Origin of the sequence: Thalassolituus hydrocarboniclasticus (assembly GCF_025345565.1) — a bacterium.
GTDB classification, from domain to species: Bacteria; Pseudomonadota; Gammaproteobacteria; order Pseudomonadales; family Oceanobacteraceae; genus Venatoribacter; species Venatoribacter hydrocarboniclasticus.
Genome location: NZ_CP054475.1, coordinates 1014178 through 1031216, shown reverse-complemented (window position 1 = coordinate 1031216; position 17039 = coordinate 1014178). Strand labels below are relative to the sequence as shown.

Sequence of the window (17039 nt, the reverse complement as noted above, 5' to 3'; positions counted from 1 at the left end):
ACGGCAGGCACAGGGTGTTATGCAGTATAGGACGGACGCGCCTTCATTTGCGCATGCCAGCGCTGAATAGCCGGATACTCGTCTGTAATACGCAGCTGAATCACCTTGCCGAACTCCAGTGTACAAAGAGCGGTAATATCCGCCACAGAGAAGTGATCACCCGCCACAAATTCATGCTTTTGCAGTTGCTGCTCCAGAATAGGTAAAAACGCAGCGGCCAGTTTACCGGCTTCTTCGCCCCAGGCGGCAACCGGTGTCATACGGTCTTTAAAAAAGCCGGTCGTATGCTGGAAGCAATGACCAATCGGCATTAGTAAGGCATTGTCGAGGCGGCGATCCCACATCTCAATCAGCGCTTTCTCTTTGGCATCACGTCCCATCAGGTTCGGTTCCGGCTGAATTTCTTCCAGATAGCGGTATATGGCTGCGGTTTCTGCAATGCAGGTGCCATCATCAAGTTCCAGCACCGGCACCTTCGCCAGGCTGTTGCGCTCGCGGAATTCCGGCTTCAGGTTCTCACCGCCAGCCAGATCAATATCAATCACCTCAACAGCGGTAATGCCTTTTTCTGCCAATGCCATACGGCTGCGACGTGGATTGGGTGCCATATTGGCGCTGTACAGTTTCATACGGATTCCTTGTTTTTCAGAATGATCATTCTGGATTACACTAGCCAATATCAGAATGATCAGTCAAGAAAGAATTCGCTTAGCTGCCTGATCCTGCCGGCAATCTTCAGAACATACAGGTAATTTAATGGCCAGAACCAAGTCATTCGATCCCGCTCAGGTACTGCATCAGGCCATGCTGTTGTTCTGGCGCGAAGGATTCCGCCAGTTATCAATGGAAAATCTGGTGCAACAACTCGGGGTTAACCGCTACAGCCTGTATCAGACTTTTGGCAATAAACAGGATTTTTTCCATCAGGCGCTGGTGCTCTATACCGATAATATTTTTAACCGCATGCTGCGGCCATTGCAGGAAAATCAGGGAAAAGCCGCCATCATTGCTTACTTCCGACTGCTGCAACGGCAATTACAGAACGATCAGGCCAGTGCCGGCTGTATGCTGCTGAATGCCAGCCTGAGTGCGGGGCAATTACACGAAGAAAGTCTGAACCTGATTAAAAACGGCCTGCGCCGGCAGGAAGAAAGCCTGAAGAAAGCCCTGCAGCAGGCGCTGGCCAATAACGAATTAAACCGTCCGCGTGATCCGCTGACCGCCTCACGTTTTCTCGCCAGTCAGGTACATGCCATGGTGCTGTTACGTCAGAATGCCGGGAAAAAGCGCGTGCACGATGTGCTGGAATTTATGATTGCCGAACTCGAAGCCTGGTAAGCAGAGAACCCTTATAGCCGCTGCAGCATAATGGCGGTTATTGCCGTCGCGTTTTTATTAACAGGAATTCTGTGCAGCAGACATAAAAAAACCGGCCAGTGGCCGGTTTTTTTATTAACGTTGCGCAGTCTTAATTAATATTAAGCTTCGCGACGCTTACGTGGAGCACGGGTACCCGGTGCCGGAGCACCGTTATCGCGTGGCTTGCCACGGTGTGGTTTCTTGGCGAAACCGTCTTTCTGGCCTTCGGTACGACGCGGAGCACGGCGTGGAGCACCAGCGCCACCCTGCGGTACTTCAGACTCTTTGTAGACTTTAATTTCCAGCGGACGACCACAAACACGTGCTTTACGCAGTTTGCCCATGGTCGGGGCCGGCATACCTTCCGGTAAATCGATTACGGCGAAATTATCAAAAATTTCGATATGGCCGATGTAATCACTGTCGAGGTCCGCTTCGTTAGCAACCGCGCCAACCAGGTTACCCGGCTTCAGGCCGTCGTCATAACCAATGCCAACCATATAACGGGTCATTTCCACTTCCGGATGACCTTTTAATGGCTTCGGACGCTCTTCCGGCAGTGCCTTGCTGCGCGGGCCACGCTCGCGTGAATCACCACGGGAATCACGGTCACGGGACGGACGCTCACTGCGGCTTTCGTTACGCAGTTCACGCTCACGGGCATCGGCCATACGGGCATCAGTCTGCTCATTAATAAACAGTGATTTTTCACCCTGCAGCAGAGCGGCCAGTGCGGCAGCAACGTCCAGTGCATCGACCGGGTTCTGACTGAGAATGGTCTCAATCATTTCGCGGTACTGGTTATTACGCTCTGGGTGAATGGCGTCCAGAATCTGTGCCTGGAAGCGTTCACGGCGTTTTTCGTTAACCATTTTGGCGGTCGGCAGTGGCATTTCTTCAATGCTCTGACGGGTCGCTTTTTCGATGTCACGCAGCATGCGTTTTTCACGGCCACGAACAAACACAATGGCTTCACCATTACGGCCCGCACGACCGGTACGGCCAATACGGTGAACGTAGGATTCGGTATCCTGCGGAATATCGTAGTTGATTACGTGGCTGATACGTTCAACGTCCAGACCACGGGCAGCAACGTCGGTCGCTACAATAATATCGAGCTGACCGGCTTTCAGTTTTTCTACCGCTTTTTCACGCAGCGCCTGTGGAATGTCACCGTTTAATGGTGAACATTTAAAGCCGTTGGCCTGCATAAAATCAGCGACTTCTTCCGTTGCCTGTTTGGTGCGGACGAACACCATCATGGCGTCAAATTCTTCGGTTTCGGCAATACGCAGCAGGGCATCATTTTTATGAGCACCGGCAACAAACCAGTAACGCTGACGAATTTTATCGTTGGTGGTGGTTTTGGTCTGAATTTTTACTTCAACCGGATCTTTCAGGTGAGTTTCAGCAACGCGCTGAATTTCACGCGGCATAGTCGCGGAGAACAGAGCCACCTGGCGGGTACGCGGCGTGTGTTCCAGAATCCAGTTCACGTCGTCGATAAAGCCCATGCGCAGCATTTCGTCGGCTTCGTCCAGAACCACGGCTTTAATATCAGCCAGGTTCAGGGTGCCGCGACGCAGGTGATCCATCACACGGCCCGGAGTACCTACAACCCACTGCGGACCACGCTTCAGTTCACGCAGCTGGCTGCCGTAATCGGAACCACCATAAATAGCAGTAACACCAATACCCGGAATGTATTTGCTGTAGGTTTTGATGGCTTCAGCCACCTGTTGTGCCAGCTCACGGGTTGGCGCCAGACACAGAACCTGTGGCGAATTAAAATCAGCCTGGGTGCGGCTCAGCAGCGGCAGTGCGAAGGCAGCGGTTTTACCGGTACCGGTCTGGGCCATACCCAGAACGTCTTTGCCTTCCAGCAGTGGGGGAATACTTTCGGCCTGAATCGGAGACGGAGCTTCGTAGCCCAGCTCTTCCAGAGTACGAAGAATAGAAAAAGGTAAGCCCAGGCTCGCAAAGCCTGTAGGAGTAGAATCGGTCATATTGTACCTGTGTAGTAGAGGAAGGGCTTGGCCGTTCTGGTTCGCACTCTACTGCTCACACGGCTAGGCCCGACTCGTCGGTTTTCTTAAGGGGGGCGTACTATATAGGAAAGGCCGGTTGATCGCCTTAATTATTTTATACAGATGTAACAATTGTCTGGTTGTAACAAGCAGCGGGGCTCGGTCGGAGGCCGGAGGTCGGGTTGAATGGTGCGATACGTGCCAACCATCTCTCTGCAGAGATTAATCGCTGGCAGAAACCAGCGGCGCGCATACTATTGTGAGTAATGTCAGAATTGACGCTACGCAAGCCTCACTGTTACTGCTAGTCTGGCTAAAGCTTGATATCAAGATGTAAAACATGAATATCAAAAACCGTATTCTTCTGTGCGTCATCATTCTGCAGATCGCGGGCTTTACCGCCCTGCTGCTGCACTACAACAGCCGTGCCAGCAATTCTGTTCTGGAATTTAACCGCCAGCAGATTATGACGGCTGTCACCGCCAGCGTTCATCATCTCGATGCCACCGCAGCACAGATGGAACGTACGGCACTCGGACTGGCACGCAGCGGTGAACATCATCATCAGCAACATCACCGCTCCAATCCGGCGGAGGTGCGTACTGCCCTGCAGAAATTACTGGTGCGAACCTTTCAGTCATTCAATCAGGCACTCGGTGGCGGCATCTGGTTTGAGCCTTACACTATCGATCCGGATGCCCGTTATTTTGGTCCTTACGCCTACCACAACGGTCAGGATGTGATGGCCACCTGGGATCTGAGTGACGAGCGCTACGATTACCCCAGCCAGCCCTGGTACAGGCTGGCGATTCCGGCCGACTGGCCACGCGATCAACAACGTAACGCCGACCTGTTCTGGAGCCCGCCCTACTTTGACAGCGCCGGCACCGAAGCGCTGATCATGACCGTTGATGCACTGATGTACGACAACCAGCAAAAGCTGATTGGTATCGCCACCGTCGACTGGGCGATGGAGGAACTGCGTCAGCAGATTCGTGAACTGCATCTGACGCCCGGCACCCGCCCGTTCCTTTTACACCAGAGCAGCGCTCAGTATCTGGTTGGCCCGCAGCATGACAGCGCACTGCACACCGTCGTCAGTAATCAGCAACTGCTGGCCCTGAAAGCCAACGATGCTACCGAGCTGCAGGAACAGAATGGCGAATACCTGTTTGCCGCGCGCAGTCAGACCGGGCTGGTAATGGGGGTACGCATTCCCCACGCTGATCTGGCGCTGGCGGTACAGGAGCGGCTGGCCGATGGCATGACCATTAATATCGGCATCGCCGTGTTATTTGTGTCGATTATGGCGCTGGTTCTGGAGGTGCTGTTCCGTCCGTTCGAGCAGATTCTGCAGCGCCTGCAAAGCACCGTGGCCTACAACCGCGAAGCCAGTCAGCCATCATTCCGGCCGCTGCAGTACGATGCCGAAAATGAGTTCACCCCGATCGTTAACGCCTTTAACACCTTGGTCGGTCAGGTTGATCAGTTCACCCGCCGCCTGTCCGACAGCAACAGTAAACTGCAGGCCGAGCAACAGCGGGCGGAAGAACTGAACGCCACCCTCGAATCCAAAGTGGAAGAACGTACGCGTGAACTGGAACAGAAAAACGCCGAAGCCAACGAATCGCTGCGCAAGCTGAAGCTGACACAGCAACAGCTGGTGAACCTGGAAAAACACGCCGCGCTGGGCGAAGTGGTTGCCGGCCTGGCACACGAAATCAATACCCCGCTGGGCATCAGTGTTACCGCAGTCAGTGCGCTGGAGGATCAGCTGCAGGAGGTGGCTCAGTTATTCCGCAGTAACCAGCTGCACAAAGCCGAATTCGATGATTTTATTCAGTTTGCAGAGGAAGGGGTTCAGATTACTGCCGATAACCTGCGCCGCGCCGCCGATCTGATTGCCCGTTTCAAGCAGGTAGCCGTCGATCAGTCGAGTGAGCAGCGCCGTGAGTTTGAGCTGGGAGACTATCTGCAGAGCATCGTCGTATCTCTGCGGCCGAATTATAAATACCGGCCGATTGATGTACGGGTGGAATGCCCGCAGCGTATTTTTATCAGCGGCTACCCGGGTGCCGTGGCACAGATATTCACCAATCTGATGATGAACTCCCTGACCCACGCTTTTGATGACAGCAGCTCAGAGCGTGGCCAGATCCATATAGAAGCGCAGCAGCGCGATCAGCTGGTAGAAATCACCTTCAGCGACAACGGCAAAGGGATGGATGAACATACCCTGAGCCATCTGTTCGATCCGTTCTTTACCACCAAGCGCAATCAGGGTGGCAGCGGTATTGGTGCTTACATCATTCAGGATCTGGTCAGCCACCAGCTGCATGGCTCGCTCGAAGTCAGCAGCGCCCCCGGTCAGGGCACCCGTTTTGTGATCCGCTTTCCTTTAACACGGCCGGCCGGCGACCAATAACAGGTCCGCCTTCGCCTGGCCCAGCGCAGGCGCCGATTGCCGCCCGGCAGCGGATGCGTATAATCGCCACTCCAATTCACGAGGAGTGCTTAACTGTGCTGAAAGTAAACGAATATTTTGATGGCAAGGTAAAGTCTATTGCCCTGCAAACCGCGACTCTGCCAGCTACCGTTGGCGCTATGGAAGCCGGTGAATACGAATTTGGCACCAGCCAGAAAGAAGTGATGACTGTGGTTTCCGGCAGCATGGACGTACTGCTGCCAGGCGCCAGCGAATGGCAGACCTTCGCTCAGGGCGAATCTTTCGAAGTGCCGGCCAACGTTAAATTCCAGGTGAAAATGGCGACTCAGACCGCCTATTTCTGCACCTACGAATAAGCGTTGCCACGGAACCGGCCTGCACGGCAGACCGGTTCCGCGCTCACATTATTACTTTAACAACAACGCCAATTCCGTCAGCGGCAATGGCCGGCTGAAGTAAAATCCCTGATAGGTTTCGCAACCATTCGCACGCAGAAATTCCAGCTGCGGCGCCGTTTCCACCCCTTCTGCCAGAATCTGCAAACCCAGCCCGCGTGCCATATTAATAATGGTACTGGTGATCACCCGCCCTTCTTCTTCACGCTCAACACTGTTAATAAAACTGCGGTCAATTTTCAGTTTATCGACCCGGTAACGGTGCAGATAGGCAAGCGACGAATAGCCGGTGCCGAAATCATCCACCGCCAGCATCACGCCCAGTGCTTTCAGCCCGGCAATGGTCGACAGCACCTGCGCGGTCGGCTCCAGCAAAGCCCCTTCGGTGATTTCCAGTTCCAGCCAGCTGGGATCAAGCTGATAGATATCCAGCAAGGCTTTCAGACGCTCCACCAGCCCACCGGCAACAAAGGTCGGCTGGGTAATATTGACCGCCAGAATCAGCGGAGCGATCCCCTGTTGCTGCCAGACAGCAAGCTGCCGGCAGGCTTTATTCAGCACCCAGCTGTCCAGCTCCGGCATCAGACCATTGTCTTCTGCCACCGGTAAAAAGCGTCCCGGCTGAATCATGCCTTCCTGCTCATGCTGCCAGCGGATTAAGGCTTCAACACCGGTCACCCGGCCGCTGCGAATACAGACCTGTGGCTGATAATGCAGCTGCAGCTCGTCATCACGCTGTAACGCATGACGCAGCTCATTCCCCAGCTCCAGCCGGTCCGTCGCCGCCTGAGTCAGGTCATTGGTATAAAACTGATAATGGTTACGGCCCTTACTCTTGGCCTGATACATCGCCACATCGGCATTACTGATCAGCTGGGTAACATCACGGCCATGATCCGGAAACAACGTGATCCCCAGGCTGGCACCAATAAACAGTTCGCGGCCGATACCCACATCAAAAGCACTGCCGAACAACTGCTGAATAATCTCCGCCACGCGTCTGACCTGATCGTCACTGACGATATTTTCCAGCACCACTACAAACTCATCACCGCCCTGGCGTACCACGGTATCGCTGTCGCGCAGGCGTTCACGCAGACGGCGGGCACACTCCTGCAGCAGACGGTCACCGGCCGGATGGCCAAGGCTGTCATTGATGTGTTTGAAGTGATCCAGATCGATGGTGATCACGGCGACTTTACGCCGCTTCTGGCTTGCCAGCTCCAGCGCGCGCTGCAGTTTAATCAGCAGCGAACTGCGGTTCGGCAGGCCCGTCAGGGAATCGTGATGAGCCAGATAATCCAGCTGCTGCTCCGATTCTTTCTGCCGGGTGATATCGGCAAATACCGCCACATAATGGCTGATATTCTGCTGCTCATCACGCACCGTGGTCACCGTCAGCGACTGTGGAAAGACTTCGCCATTCTTGCGCCGGTTCCATATTTCACCACGCCAGAAGCCACGGCTCTGTACTTCGCTGCGGATATCCTGCAGCACATTACGCTGACGCCGCTCCGGACTGAACATCGCCACCGAACGTCCGCGCACCTCATCTTCGGCATAACCGGTAATGGTGGTAAAGGCCGGATTGATCGCTTCAATCAGACCCGCCGGGTCGGTAATTACTACGCCTTCCATAGTGGATTCAAACACCCGCGCGGCCTGCTGCAGCCGCTGCTCACGGGCATGAGCCTCAGTAATATCCTGCACCGTGCCTACCCGCGCCACAGCTTTGCCTTCGGCGTTAACAATAATTTCGCCCAGACCATGGATCATTTTGACCCGCCCGGAGGGCGTACAGATGCGGTAAGTCATATCCGAGGGCTGCAACCTCTGCAGACTGTGCTGCAACGTCGTAATGACCCGCTCTTTATCATCCGGATGCAGATAGGCAATGTAGGTTTCAAGGCTTACCTGACTAACCTCAGGACTGAGTTCAAATATCTCGCCGGCCTGCGGCGTAAAAGTGATGCGGTTATTCAGTACATCGTCATACCAGCTGCCAATTCTGGCCAGACGCTCGGTCTGCAACAGTGAGCGTTCACGTTGTTCCAGGTGGGTCATCAGGGCAAGGCGGTCGGCAATCAGAAAACACAGACGGGTAAATCCCGACAGCAGCGAACGTTCGTGCTCATCAGGAACGGCAATGTCATCGCTCAGGCCCAGCAACATACAACCGGACACAGCATGATGATCACCAACCGGCAGCAACAGTACCTGATCGCAGGCCATGGCCTGCAGCACCAGCTGCTCGTCCGGGCCACGGGCAACAGCCGCCGATAATAACCGCGGCTGCTGACGCTCAAGCAGACCACACCAGTCATCACGCTGCAGCGCCAGACGCTGCAGGCGCTGCGTGCTGCTGTCATCCTGAGCGCTGAGAATGCACAGCGGCTGTGCATGAGCCCCTTGCGGACACAACAGCAAAACAACCTGCTCAGCCTGCAGCGCCGTGGCCAGCGGTTGCAGGCAGGCCTGCAGATCATGCAGCAGGGTATCGGCACGGCTGAACATAAAGCGCTGCAAACTGTTTTCCAGCAGGGACTGCAATTGCAAACCCAGAGGCGAGACAGGCAACGATGGGGTCAACGCGCGGCCTTTCAGCAGATCCTGCCAGACCTGACTCCAGTGATCCTGCCCGTCAGCAGGGGATGTCATACCAGTCATGCAACAACTCCAGAACTGGAAAACGGCTATTGCCGGTGAATATTGGAAAGCACGTAAGCGTGCAGTGTAATGCGGTCCGAATCACTCATAGTCTGAAACTGCAGCCCAACCCCGACGCCGCCGGTTTCTTTCGTAATCGCACGGACAATGGCGTCGAGTTTAATAATGCGTTCAATGCCACTGACCGCCACCTGCGCGGTCAGCTGAATCGTTTCACCAACCTCAACCGGCAGCATTTTGGCCTCCAGCCGCGCCCCGCCGAGACTCAGGTCTTTAATCATGGCTGAACATTTCTGCGAAAAATTCTCGCCGTAATGCACGGATGCAATCAGCGATACCTTGGCGCGTACCGAGCTGCGCACCTCACCCAGCACCATAGATCCCGGCATGGCCAGATGCAGATGCGGATAAGGGGCACGGGAAATATGAATAATTTCCGTACGGAAGGCACAGGCGCAATTCATTTGCGTGGCAAACAGACGCACCGCCAGCGACGCCCCAAGCTTCAGAACCATGGGCGAACCATTAACAAGCGGCGTGGTAACGATGATGCTTTGTCCGGCGCGATAGCCGATAAGAACTGACCGGTCCCGTTCGCTGGTATAGCCTTCAAAGTCCAGCTGCAGCGGCTGGCCCGGCATCAGCCGCAGGTCCTCAAATCGTGTGTGTTTTTCTTCCATGCCCGGTGCATCTGGCCTAAGTGATAACTGAGACTTTAGTGTAGACCAGAAAAATGCCTGACAAAGTGTCCAAGCGTTTTGCAGCACTTGCAGGCTGCGCGACCACCGCTCATCATGTCGATGGTCACACCACAAACTGATGGGAATGGCCCCTTTTAACAGCATTCAGAGGTATTCCGTGTTCGACAAATCCGACCTGCTCCGCCTGGTAACCATGACCATGCCCTTTGGCAAATATCAGGGGCGGGTGCTGATCGATATTCCCGAAGAATACCTGTTGTGGCTGAATAACAAGGGTATGCCGGCCGGCCAGCTGGGCATGCTGCTGGCATTAGCACTGGAAATTAAAATCAACGGTCTGGAAGATATTCTCAAGCCGTTACGCGGCCAGTCAGCGACTGTACTGGTCAACCCTGCTTCCGACACTCTGCACTGACGACACTCGCTATGAAAACGCTGGGCCTGCTGGAAACCGATACCCTTTACCCCGATTTGCTGGACGAATACCGTTCGTACGGCAATATGTTCACGCAGTTTTTTTCCCGTCTGGGCATTCCTCTCGAATACCGTTTTTATCAGGTACAACAAGGGGAATTACCGCAGGATATTAAAGAATGCGACGCTTACCTGATTACCGGCTCCAAAGCCGGTGTCTATGACGACCTGCCGTGGATTGCACCACTGCAGGACTGGATCAGGCAGGCCTACGCCCAGCACAGCAAAATGATTGGAATCTGTTTTGGTCACCAGCTGCTGGCGCATACCCTCGGCGGTTATGCTGCGCGCAGCGATAAAGGCTGGGGCATCGGCGTGCATACCACCCGCATTGAACAGCGTCCGAGCTGGCTCAACGATGACCTGTCGCATTTACGCCTGATTTACAGCCACCGCGATCAGGTGCTGACCCTGCCACCGGAAGCACGGCGTCTGGCCAGCAGTGAATTCTGCGAAAATGCGGCGTTTTATATCGACCAGCGGGTGCTGACCTTTCAGGGACATCCGGAATTTACGGTGGATTACACCCAGAAATTATTGCCGCGGCGGGAAAACTGTATCGGCCCGGAGCTGTTCCGCGAAGGAATGAATACCCTCGCCCAACCTACCGATGCCGATACCGTTGGCCGCTGGCTGGCAGAGTTTATCCGCCTTTAAATTTATTCGCCGTTAAAAAAGCCTGAAAATATCTGCTGGCCAGAACGGCCATCAGAGAAACTTACGCACATACCAGCAGCTGGCCTGAATGTCATAATCCTGACCCTTTGCCCAGGCCAGCCCTTCTTTTACCAGCTCTTCAGCCAGACCTTTACCGCGCAGACGGAAAGGCACATAGGTGTGGGTAAAATCAATCTGCTTGCCTTCAACCACGTAATCCAGCACACATTCGTGGCCGTCCTGCTCAATCACAAAACGCTGCTGTTCTGCCTGATGAATCACCATGATTACCCTCCCAATCTGTCAAAAATTTCGCGCAGCACTAACAACTACTCAGTGAATACGATGCGCCTGTAATTCCAGCTTTGCCACCCGCCGGCCAATCAACGTCAGCAGGCCCTGATAACGTTCATCGCCGGTAGAAGAAAATTCAAAACGGTAAGTCCTTACCAACCGCCAGCCGCCGGACTGGCTGCGGCCCTCTCCTTTTACCAGCTGCAAAGATGGAATGCGGCGGATGCGTATCCGCTCCAGCACCAGAGTATCATCCAGCAGCTGCACATCTTCCTGCTGACAGTGACGGCGCACCGACTGCAATGCCAGAAGCCGCGCCTGCTGTTGCCGGTTCCAGAAAAGATACGCCAGCGCTACGCAGGCAAAAAAGAAAATCCAGCCAAGCATCATAATGTCCGCCTTTAATTCCGCCCTTGCGGACATAAATTACCGATGGGCTGAATATGGAGGCAAAGCGGGCAAATTAAAAGCCCGGATCAGCGACATAAAAAAGGCGGAAACCACAATCAATGGTTTCCGCCTTACTCAGCGACATCAATTCCCGGAAATTAAGCCTCAGGCTCCTCCGGCATTTTGCCCAGAAAACGGTACAGCACCGGCACTACTATCAGGGTCAGCAGGGTCGAAACCAGCAAGCCACCGATAATGGCCCAGCCCATCGGTGACCACATGCTGGAGCCGGATAAGGTCAGCGGCAATAAACCGCCAATGGTGGTCAGCGTGGTTAATACAATGGGCACAAAACGGGTTCGCGCAGCAGCAGCAATGGCTGCCAGTTGCTCCATGCCTTCGCGTCGCATCTGGTTAGCGTAATCCACCAGAATAATGGAGTTATTCACCACAATCCCCACCAGCGAGGTCAGGCCGATAAAGGCGGTAAAACTGAAGGTATAGCCGGTAATAAACAACGCCAGTAAAGCACCGATTAAGGCAAAGGGAATGGCGGCAAAAACAATTAATGGCTGCACAAAAGAACGGAACTGCAGCACCAGCACGGCAAAAATCCCGAACACCGCCAGAATTAATGCCCGCGCCATACCGCCAAAAGCTTCTTTACGGTTGGCCTGCTCACCGCCGATGGTAAAATGCACACCTTCCGGCCAGGCATATTGCTGCAGTTGTTCAACCACGGCGTTGGTCACGGCTTCGGTGGTAAAACCCGGTAACACATCCGAGGTTACCCGTGCCATACGCTCGGTATCAAAATGCTGGAAGCGGGCAATGCTGGTTTCCAGTTCCAGACTGGCAACCTGCAAAAGCGGCACTAGTTTTCCCTGCGCGGTGGTGATCTGAATATCGTCAAAGGTCGCCAGTTCCGGACGCGGATATTCCGATAAACGCAGCACTAAATTGTATTCTTCACCGTCATCATCGCGGTACACACCCATAGGTAAACCCACCAGTGCGGTACGGATGGTACGGTCAATGGTGCTGAGCGGAATACCCAGCATGGCGGCTTTATCGCGATTAATCTGCACATGCAGATCCACCTTATATTTGCCGACCGGATTATCCACACCAACGACGCCCGGGGTCTGTTCCATAATGCTGGCGACATCCAGCGATACCCGCTGAATCTGTTTCAGTTCTTCACCCATAATGCGGATTTCAACCGGCGCCTCGACCGGAGGTCCCTGCATAAATTCCTTAACCGTAATCTGTGCACCGGCAATCCGGCTCAACTCATCACGTAAGGCGGAAACCAAAGGTTCGACCTGTGCCAGTTCATGGGCACTTAAGGTGACAAATAATTGCGCAAAATTCACCGTCTGCCGTGACGGCATAATGTTGTAATAAATCCGCGGATTACCGCGGCCAACGTTCTGCGCAATATCCACCACTAAAGGCTGCTTACGTACCAGCGCTTCAACCCGTTGCGCCATGGCTTCGGTCTGTTCAAAGCCGCTGCCTTCCGGCATATCAATATTCACCAGAATCATTGGTTTTTCGGCTTTCGGAAACAGGCTGACACCGATTAACGGAAACAGCGACAACGAACCGATTAATAACGCCAGCGAAATGCCCAGCACCCGCTTAGGTTTGGCCAGCGCGCGGTTCAGCCAGCGCAGATAAAAACCATCGGCGATTGCTTCCAGTTTTTTCTGGCTACGGGTGGTAGTTTTTGCAGCTTTACCTAATTTACTCGCCAGCAACGGCGTTAAAGTCAGGGCAATTAATAACGATGCAAACAGGGTTAATACCACGGTAACCGGCATAGCGCGCATAAAAGTGCCGGAGCCATTCTGCATTAATAACATGGGTAAAAAAGACAGCACGGTGGTCAGCGTACCCGAAGCCACCGCCCAGGCGACCTGTGAACTGCCCTTAACCGCGGCTTCGGTCGGACTGTCGCCATCGCGTAAATGACGGGCAACGTTTTCCACCACCACAATGGCGTTATCCACCAGCAAACCCAGCGCAATCACCAGACCGACGATGGACATCTGCTGCAGACCAAAGCCGGCTAAATCGACCCAGCCAATGGCAATAAAAATCGATAATGGAATCGCCGCGACCACAACCAGCGCCGGACGCAGGCCCAGCACGATCAGTGACAATACAGCGACCAGAATCAGGCCCTGATTTAAATTATCAAAAAAACCGTCGATCTGACGCTCGACACTGAGCGACTGATCCATGACGCTTTTTAACGCAATATGCTGTGGCAGACGCTTATCAGTGTAGGCATCCAGCACCTTCTGAATGCCCTCGCGTACCTGAAAAATCTGGCTGCCTTTACGCTGCACCACAGAAATAAATACCGCTTTTTCGCCATTTAAACGCGCACGGTAACTGGGCAGACTTTCGGTTAACGAAATCTGCGCAATATCACGCAGATAAATCAGACGCTGGCCCTGACCGCGCACGGCGGTATCGCCGATAGCATCCAGCGATTCATAATCGCCACTGGTACGCACGGTAAAACGCCGCTCACCGGCATTGGCGTGACCGCCGGGTAAATTCTGTGCGGCACTGGCAACCGCCGCCTGAATTTCATCCAGACTGATGCCCAGGCCATTTACCTTGCGCTGGTCGACCTGAATCTGCACTTCCAGTGTTGGCAGTGCGGCAATATCCACCCGCTTAACACCGCTGACCCGCTCCAGTTTTTGTTCCAGAGTTTCGGCGTGCTTTTTTAATTCCGGATAATCCGCCTGCTCTGATACCAGCGCTAATTGCAGAATACTGACATCCGCGGGGGATATTTTGTCGATATCCAGATCGACAATGCTGGCCGGCAGCTGATCGCGTACCTGTGATACAGCGCCAACCACATCATCGTATTTATCGTCCGGGTCGGTACCGTATAAAAATTCCACGCGGATAACCGCCAGACCATCTTCCAGACTGGTTTTAATTTCGCGCAGATCATCCAGTTCGTTCAGCGCCGCTTCCAGCGGATCAACCACCAGCTTTTCCATATCCAGCGGCGTCGTGCCCGGATTCACCACTTTGATTACGGCGGCAGAAAAATCGAATTGCGGGTCTTCTGAGCGCGGCATGGTAAAAAATGACACCACGCCAAGCAGCACCAGCAATAAAAACATCACCCAGGTGAACTGGTGATTGCGGATAGCGAGTTGAGGTAATTGCATAACCCGCTCCTTTATTCGGCAACGTCTGGTGCGATCGTGGCGGATTCCACCACCACATTGTTCACCGGCATCACCGCCCGGCCATCACTCAGATAGGGCGCACCGGCCACCACCACGTCTTCGCCATCCTGCAGGCCGCCGGTAATCACCAGCTGATCATGATCCAGCGCCAGCAATGGCAAACGACGCAGCTGCGCCTGATAGTCACCGTCGTTGTTCTGCACCACAAACACTTCCACTTCGGCCTGTGCTCCCTGACTGGCGCTCTGACCTGCGGAATGCTTGTTATAGGTTCGGACCATGGCGCCGACCGGCAGCAACACTGCCGGGCGGGTCTGTGCCGGCATAATCACCGCATGGCCAACAAAACCGGCCAGCAAGGGCTGCTCAGGTTTAGCGGTAACGCGCAACTCAATCTCAAAGGTCTGACTGGCGTCGGCACGCCCGGCCAGCTCGCTCAGCTCTGCCTGAAATACTGCCCCCGGATAAGCATCAAAGGTTACTTCGGCGTGGTCCTGCAGACGTAAACGTACGATGTCTTTGTCGGTCACGCCGGCACGCAGCACCCAGCCACTGGTGCGGGCGGCAAACAGAAACACCGGTTTGCCATTGCTGACCATTTCATTGGCTTCTACCGAACGCTTCAGCACCCGGCCATCCGCCGGTGCACGGATAACCGCATGGCGCTGATTAAAACGCGCAACGGTCAGATCGGAGCGGGCGACATCCACCTGGGTTTCGGCGCTCTGTAACTGTTCGACCGACAACGCATCCAGCCCCTGTAATGACTGAAAACGCGCCAGATTACGCTCGGCATTAGCCAGCACCGATTCGGCCTTGGCCACCTGCGCGTCGATTTCTTCCAGATCAAGGGCCGCCAGTACCTGCCCGGCTTTTACCCACTGCCCTTCATCCACGGCTACGCGGCGTACCAGGCCGTTGATTTTAAACGCCAGATTCTGTTCAGACTTATTTTCCAGCACACCACTGATACGCAGCGGCCGGGCATATTCCTGCCATTGCACACTGACGGTTTCGACCGGTAAGGCCGGTTGTGCCAGCAACGGAGCTGCCAGTATTAACGTGAGACAGGCAAAGAGAGAACGGCCAGCAAAGCCGCCGGATAAACGCAAAAAAAACATAGGGCGCTCCTGTTTGTAATTATGCAGACCCATTGATCACGAAAGACACGTCGGGGGATGCACATCACCGACATGTTTACAGTGAAAACATACTATGACGACAATGTGAGCATCGTCAACACAGAGCCATTGTCCTGATCGGATAATAAATGGGTGATTACAGGCCAATTCTGGGTGTATGTCTGCCAGATAACACATTGTTAAACGCTCGTTTTGCCGTACAGTTCTGCACTCTCACCACATAAAAAAAAGACACACCATGGGCCCTTTAAACTGTACTGCTAACTCACTGCATATTTTGCTGCGCCTGTTGGCCAGCAAAGGCATTAAAAATCAGCAACTGCCGCCAATGGATTTGCCGGCCGATGCATTGTTCAACAGCCGCAGCCGCATTGCGGTCAGCCAGATCCTCAGACTGCTCGACTGGGCACAGGAACAGCTGCCGCAGGAAAATCTGGCACTCGATTACGGTCTGGCACTGGCGCTGCACCAGAAAGCGCCGTTTGACACTCTGGCGCAGGCTTGTATGCAGCTGCGTGAAGATAACCTGCTGACCCAGCTGTTTACCCTGCAACAGCATAACGATGGCGAAACCTGCCATATTGAGCTGCACTGGCGCGTACATACCGCGCTGGGCGGTCAGCCTCCGGCGCAGGCGCTGGATGTGCTGGTTGCCTGGCTGCACGCCACCTGTTTGCCATTTATCTCCACCGCGCAGCACGAAATTCAGCTGCATCTGCCACAAAGTATTGAGCAGCCACAGCGCTATGCTGCCTATGCGCCGCTGAGCATTTATGGTGATGCACCTTATCTGGCGATACAGCTGCCTTGTCGTCTGCTGCACAGTGCTGCCGATCCACGTCAGCAGCCGCAGTTAGAACGCGAACAGCCTCCGCACCCAAGTCTGCTGATCACCAGTAAAGCGGCCAATCTGCTGCGCTCTGAACTGCCGGAACCGCCATCACTGGAGCAATTGTCACGGGCGCTGGGACTGAGCGAACGGACCTGCAAACGGCGCCTGCAGGACTGCGGCACACACTACCAGAAACTGCTGTCCGAGCTGCGCCTGATTCAGGCCCGCGACTGGCTGCAACGACGGGTTTATAACGTTACCCAACTGTCCGCTGAGCTGGGTTATTCCAGTGTTGCCAACTTTTCCAAAGCGTTTAAAAAATGGTGCGGCTCGTCTCCCAGCCAGATGTATCAGGTGCAGAAAGACAGCTCCGCCAATAGCGTGCCACAGGTGAATAAACAGCTGAGTGAAGTTGACGCTTAAGGCGT

General features: G+C 54.4%; 14 protein-coding genes. 6 read left to right on the top strand and 8 right to left on the bottom strand.

Annotated features, from left to right (window positions below; all coding sequences use genetic code 11):
* Positions 1-17 precede the first annotated feature (17 nt).
* Positions 18-629 carry a glutathione S-transferase family protein gene (locus tag HUF19_RS04540; RefSeq protein ID WP_260998695.1) on the bottom strand — a complete coding sequence of 204 codons (612 nt, stop codon included), beginning with the start codon at positions 627-629 and terminating at the stop codon, positions 18-20.
* A gap of 127 nt (positions 630-756) precedes the next feature.
* On the opposite strand from HUF19_RS04540, the gene HUF19_RS04535 reads away from it, so the two are divergent.
* Positions 757-1338 carry a TetR/AcrR family transcriptional regulator gene (locus HUF19_RS04535; protein ID WP_260998694.1) on the top strand — a complete coding sequence of 194 codons (582 nt, stop codon included), beginning with the start codon at positions 757-759 and terminating at the stop codon, positions 1336-1338.
* Between the two features lie 140 nt (positions 1339-1478).
* Here HUF19_RS04535 and HUF19_RS04530 read toward each other — a convergent pair whose 3' ends face one another.
* On the bottom strand, positions 1479-3365 hold the full coding sequence (locus tag HUF19_RS04530; RefSeq protein WP_145465983.1) for a DEAD/DEAH box helicase: 1887 nt from the start codon (positions 3363-3365) through the stop codon (positions 1479-1481).
* Positions 3366-3726: 361 nt separating this feature from the next.
* On the opposite strand from HUF19_RS04530, the gene HUF19_RS04525 reads away from it, so the two are divergent.
* Both HUF19_RS04525 and ppnP read left to right on the top strand, forming a co-directional pair.
* Complete coding sequence (locus HUF19_RS04525; RefSeq protein WP_260998693.1) at positions 3727-5811, top strand: sensor histidine kinase; 2085 nt, start codon at positions 3727-3729, stop codon at positions 5809-5811.
* Positions 5812-5906: 95 nt separating this feature from the next.
* On the top strand, positions 5907-6188 hold the full coding sequence (gene ppnP, locus HUF19_RS04520) for a pyrimidine/purine nucleoside phosphorylase (protein WP_145465985.1): 282 nt from the start codon (positions 5907-5909) through the stop codon (positions 6186-6188).
* 51 nt (positions 6189-6239) lie between these two features.
* On the opposite strand, the gene HUF19_RS04515 is transcribed toward ppnP, so the two are convergent.
* Both HUF19_RS04515 and HUF19_RS04510 read right to left on the bottom strand, forming a co-directional pair.
* Positions 6240-8894, bottom strand: a complete 2655-nt coding sequence (locus tag HUF19_RS04515; RefSeq protein ID WP_260998692.1) for a putative bifunctional diguanylate cyclase/phosphodiesterase — start codon at positions 8892-8894, stop codon at positions 6240-6242.
* A gap of 26 nt (positions 8895-8920) precedes the next feature.
* Positions 8921-9574 (bottom strand): flagellar brake protein, encoded by a 654-nt coding sequence (locus tag HUF19_RS04510; RefSeq protein WP_260998691.1) that lies wholly within the window; start codon positions 9572-9574, stop codon positions 8921-8923.
* Between the two features lie 178 nt (positions 9575-9752).
* Between HUF19_RS04510 and HUF19_RS04505 the strand changes: the two genes are divergently transcribed.
* Positions 9753-10010, top strand: a complete 258-nt coding sequence (locus HUF19_RS04505) for a DUF3820 family protein (protein ID WP_145465988.1) — start codon at positions 9753-9755, stop codon at positions 10008-10010.
* Positions 10011-10021: 11 nt separating this feature from the next.
* Positions 10022-10726 carry a glutamine amidotransferase-related protein gene (locus HUF19_RS04500; protein WP_260998690.1) on the top strand — a complete coding sequence of 235 codons (705 nt, stop codon included), beginning with the start codon at positions 10022-10024 and terminating at the stop codon, positions 10724-10726.
* A 51-nt stretch (positions 10727-10777) separates the two neighbouring features.
* On the opposite strand, the gene HUF19_RS04495 is transcribed toward HUF19_RS04500, so the two are convergent.
* From HUF19_RS04495 to HUF19_RS04480, 4 genes are all read right to left on the bottom strand, one after another.
* Complete coding sequence (locus HUF19_RS04495) at positions 10778-11011, bottom strand: GNAT family N-acetyltransferase (protein ID WP_260998689.1); 234 nt, start codon at positions 11009-11011, stop codon at positions 10778-10780.
* Between the two features lie 48 nt (positions 11012-11059).
* On the bottom strand, positions 11060-11410 hold the full coding sequence (locus HUF19_RS04490; protein WP_260998688.1) for a DUF3301 domain-containing protein: 351 nt from the start codon (positions 11408-11410) through the stop codon (positions 11060-11062).
* A gap of 158 nt (positions 11411-11568) precedes the next feature.
* The gene (locus HUF19_RS04485) at positions 11569-14616 is read right to left on the bottom strand and encodes an efflux RND transporter permease subunit (protein ID WP_260998687.1); all 3048 of its coding nucleotides are present in this window, start codon (positions 14614-14616) and stop codon (positions 11569-11571) included.
* A gap of 11 nt (positions 14617-14627) precedes the next feature.
* The gene (locus tag HUF19_RS04480) at positions 14628-15758 is read right to left on the bottom strand and encodes an efflux RND transporter periplasmic adaptor subunit (RefSeq protein ID WP_260998686.1); all 1131 of its coding nucleotides are present in this window, start codon (positions 15756-15758) and stop codon (positions 14628-14630) included.
* 259 nt (positions 15759-16017) lie between these two features.
* On the opposite strand from HUF19_RS04480, the gene HUF19_RS04475 reads away from it, so the two are divergent.
* Positions 16018-17034 (top strand): helix-turn-helix transcriptional regulator, encoded by a 1017-nt coding sequence (locus HUF19_RS04475; protein ID WP_260998685.1) that lies wholly within the window; start codon positions 16018-16020, stop codon positions 17032-17034.
* Positions 17035-17039: the final 5 nt, after the last annotated feature.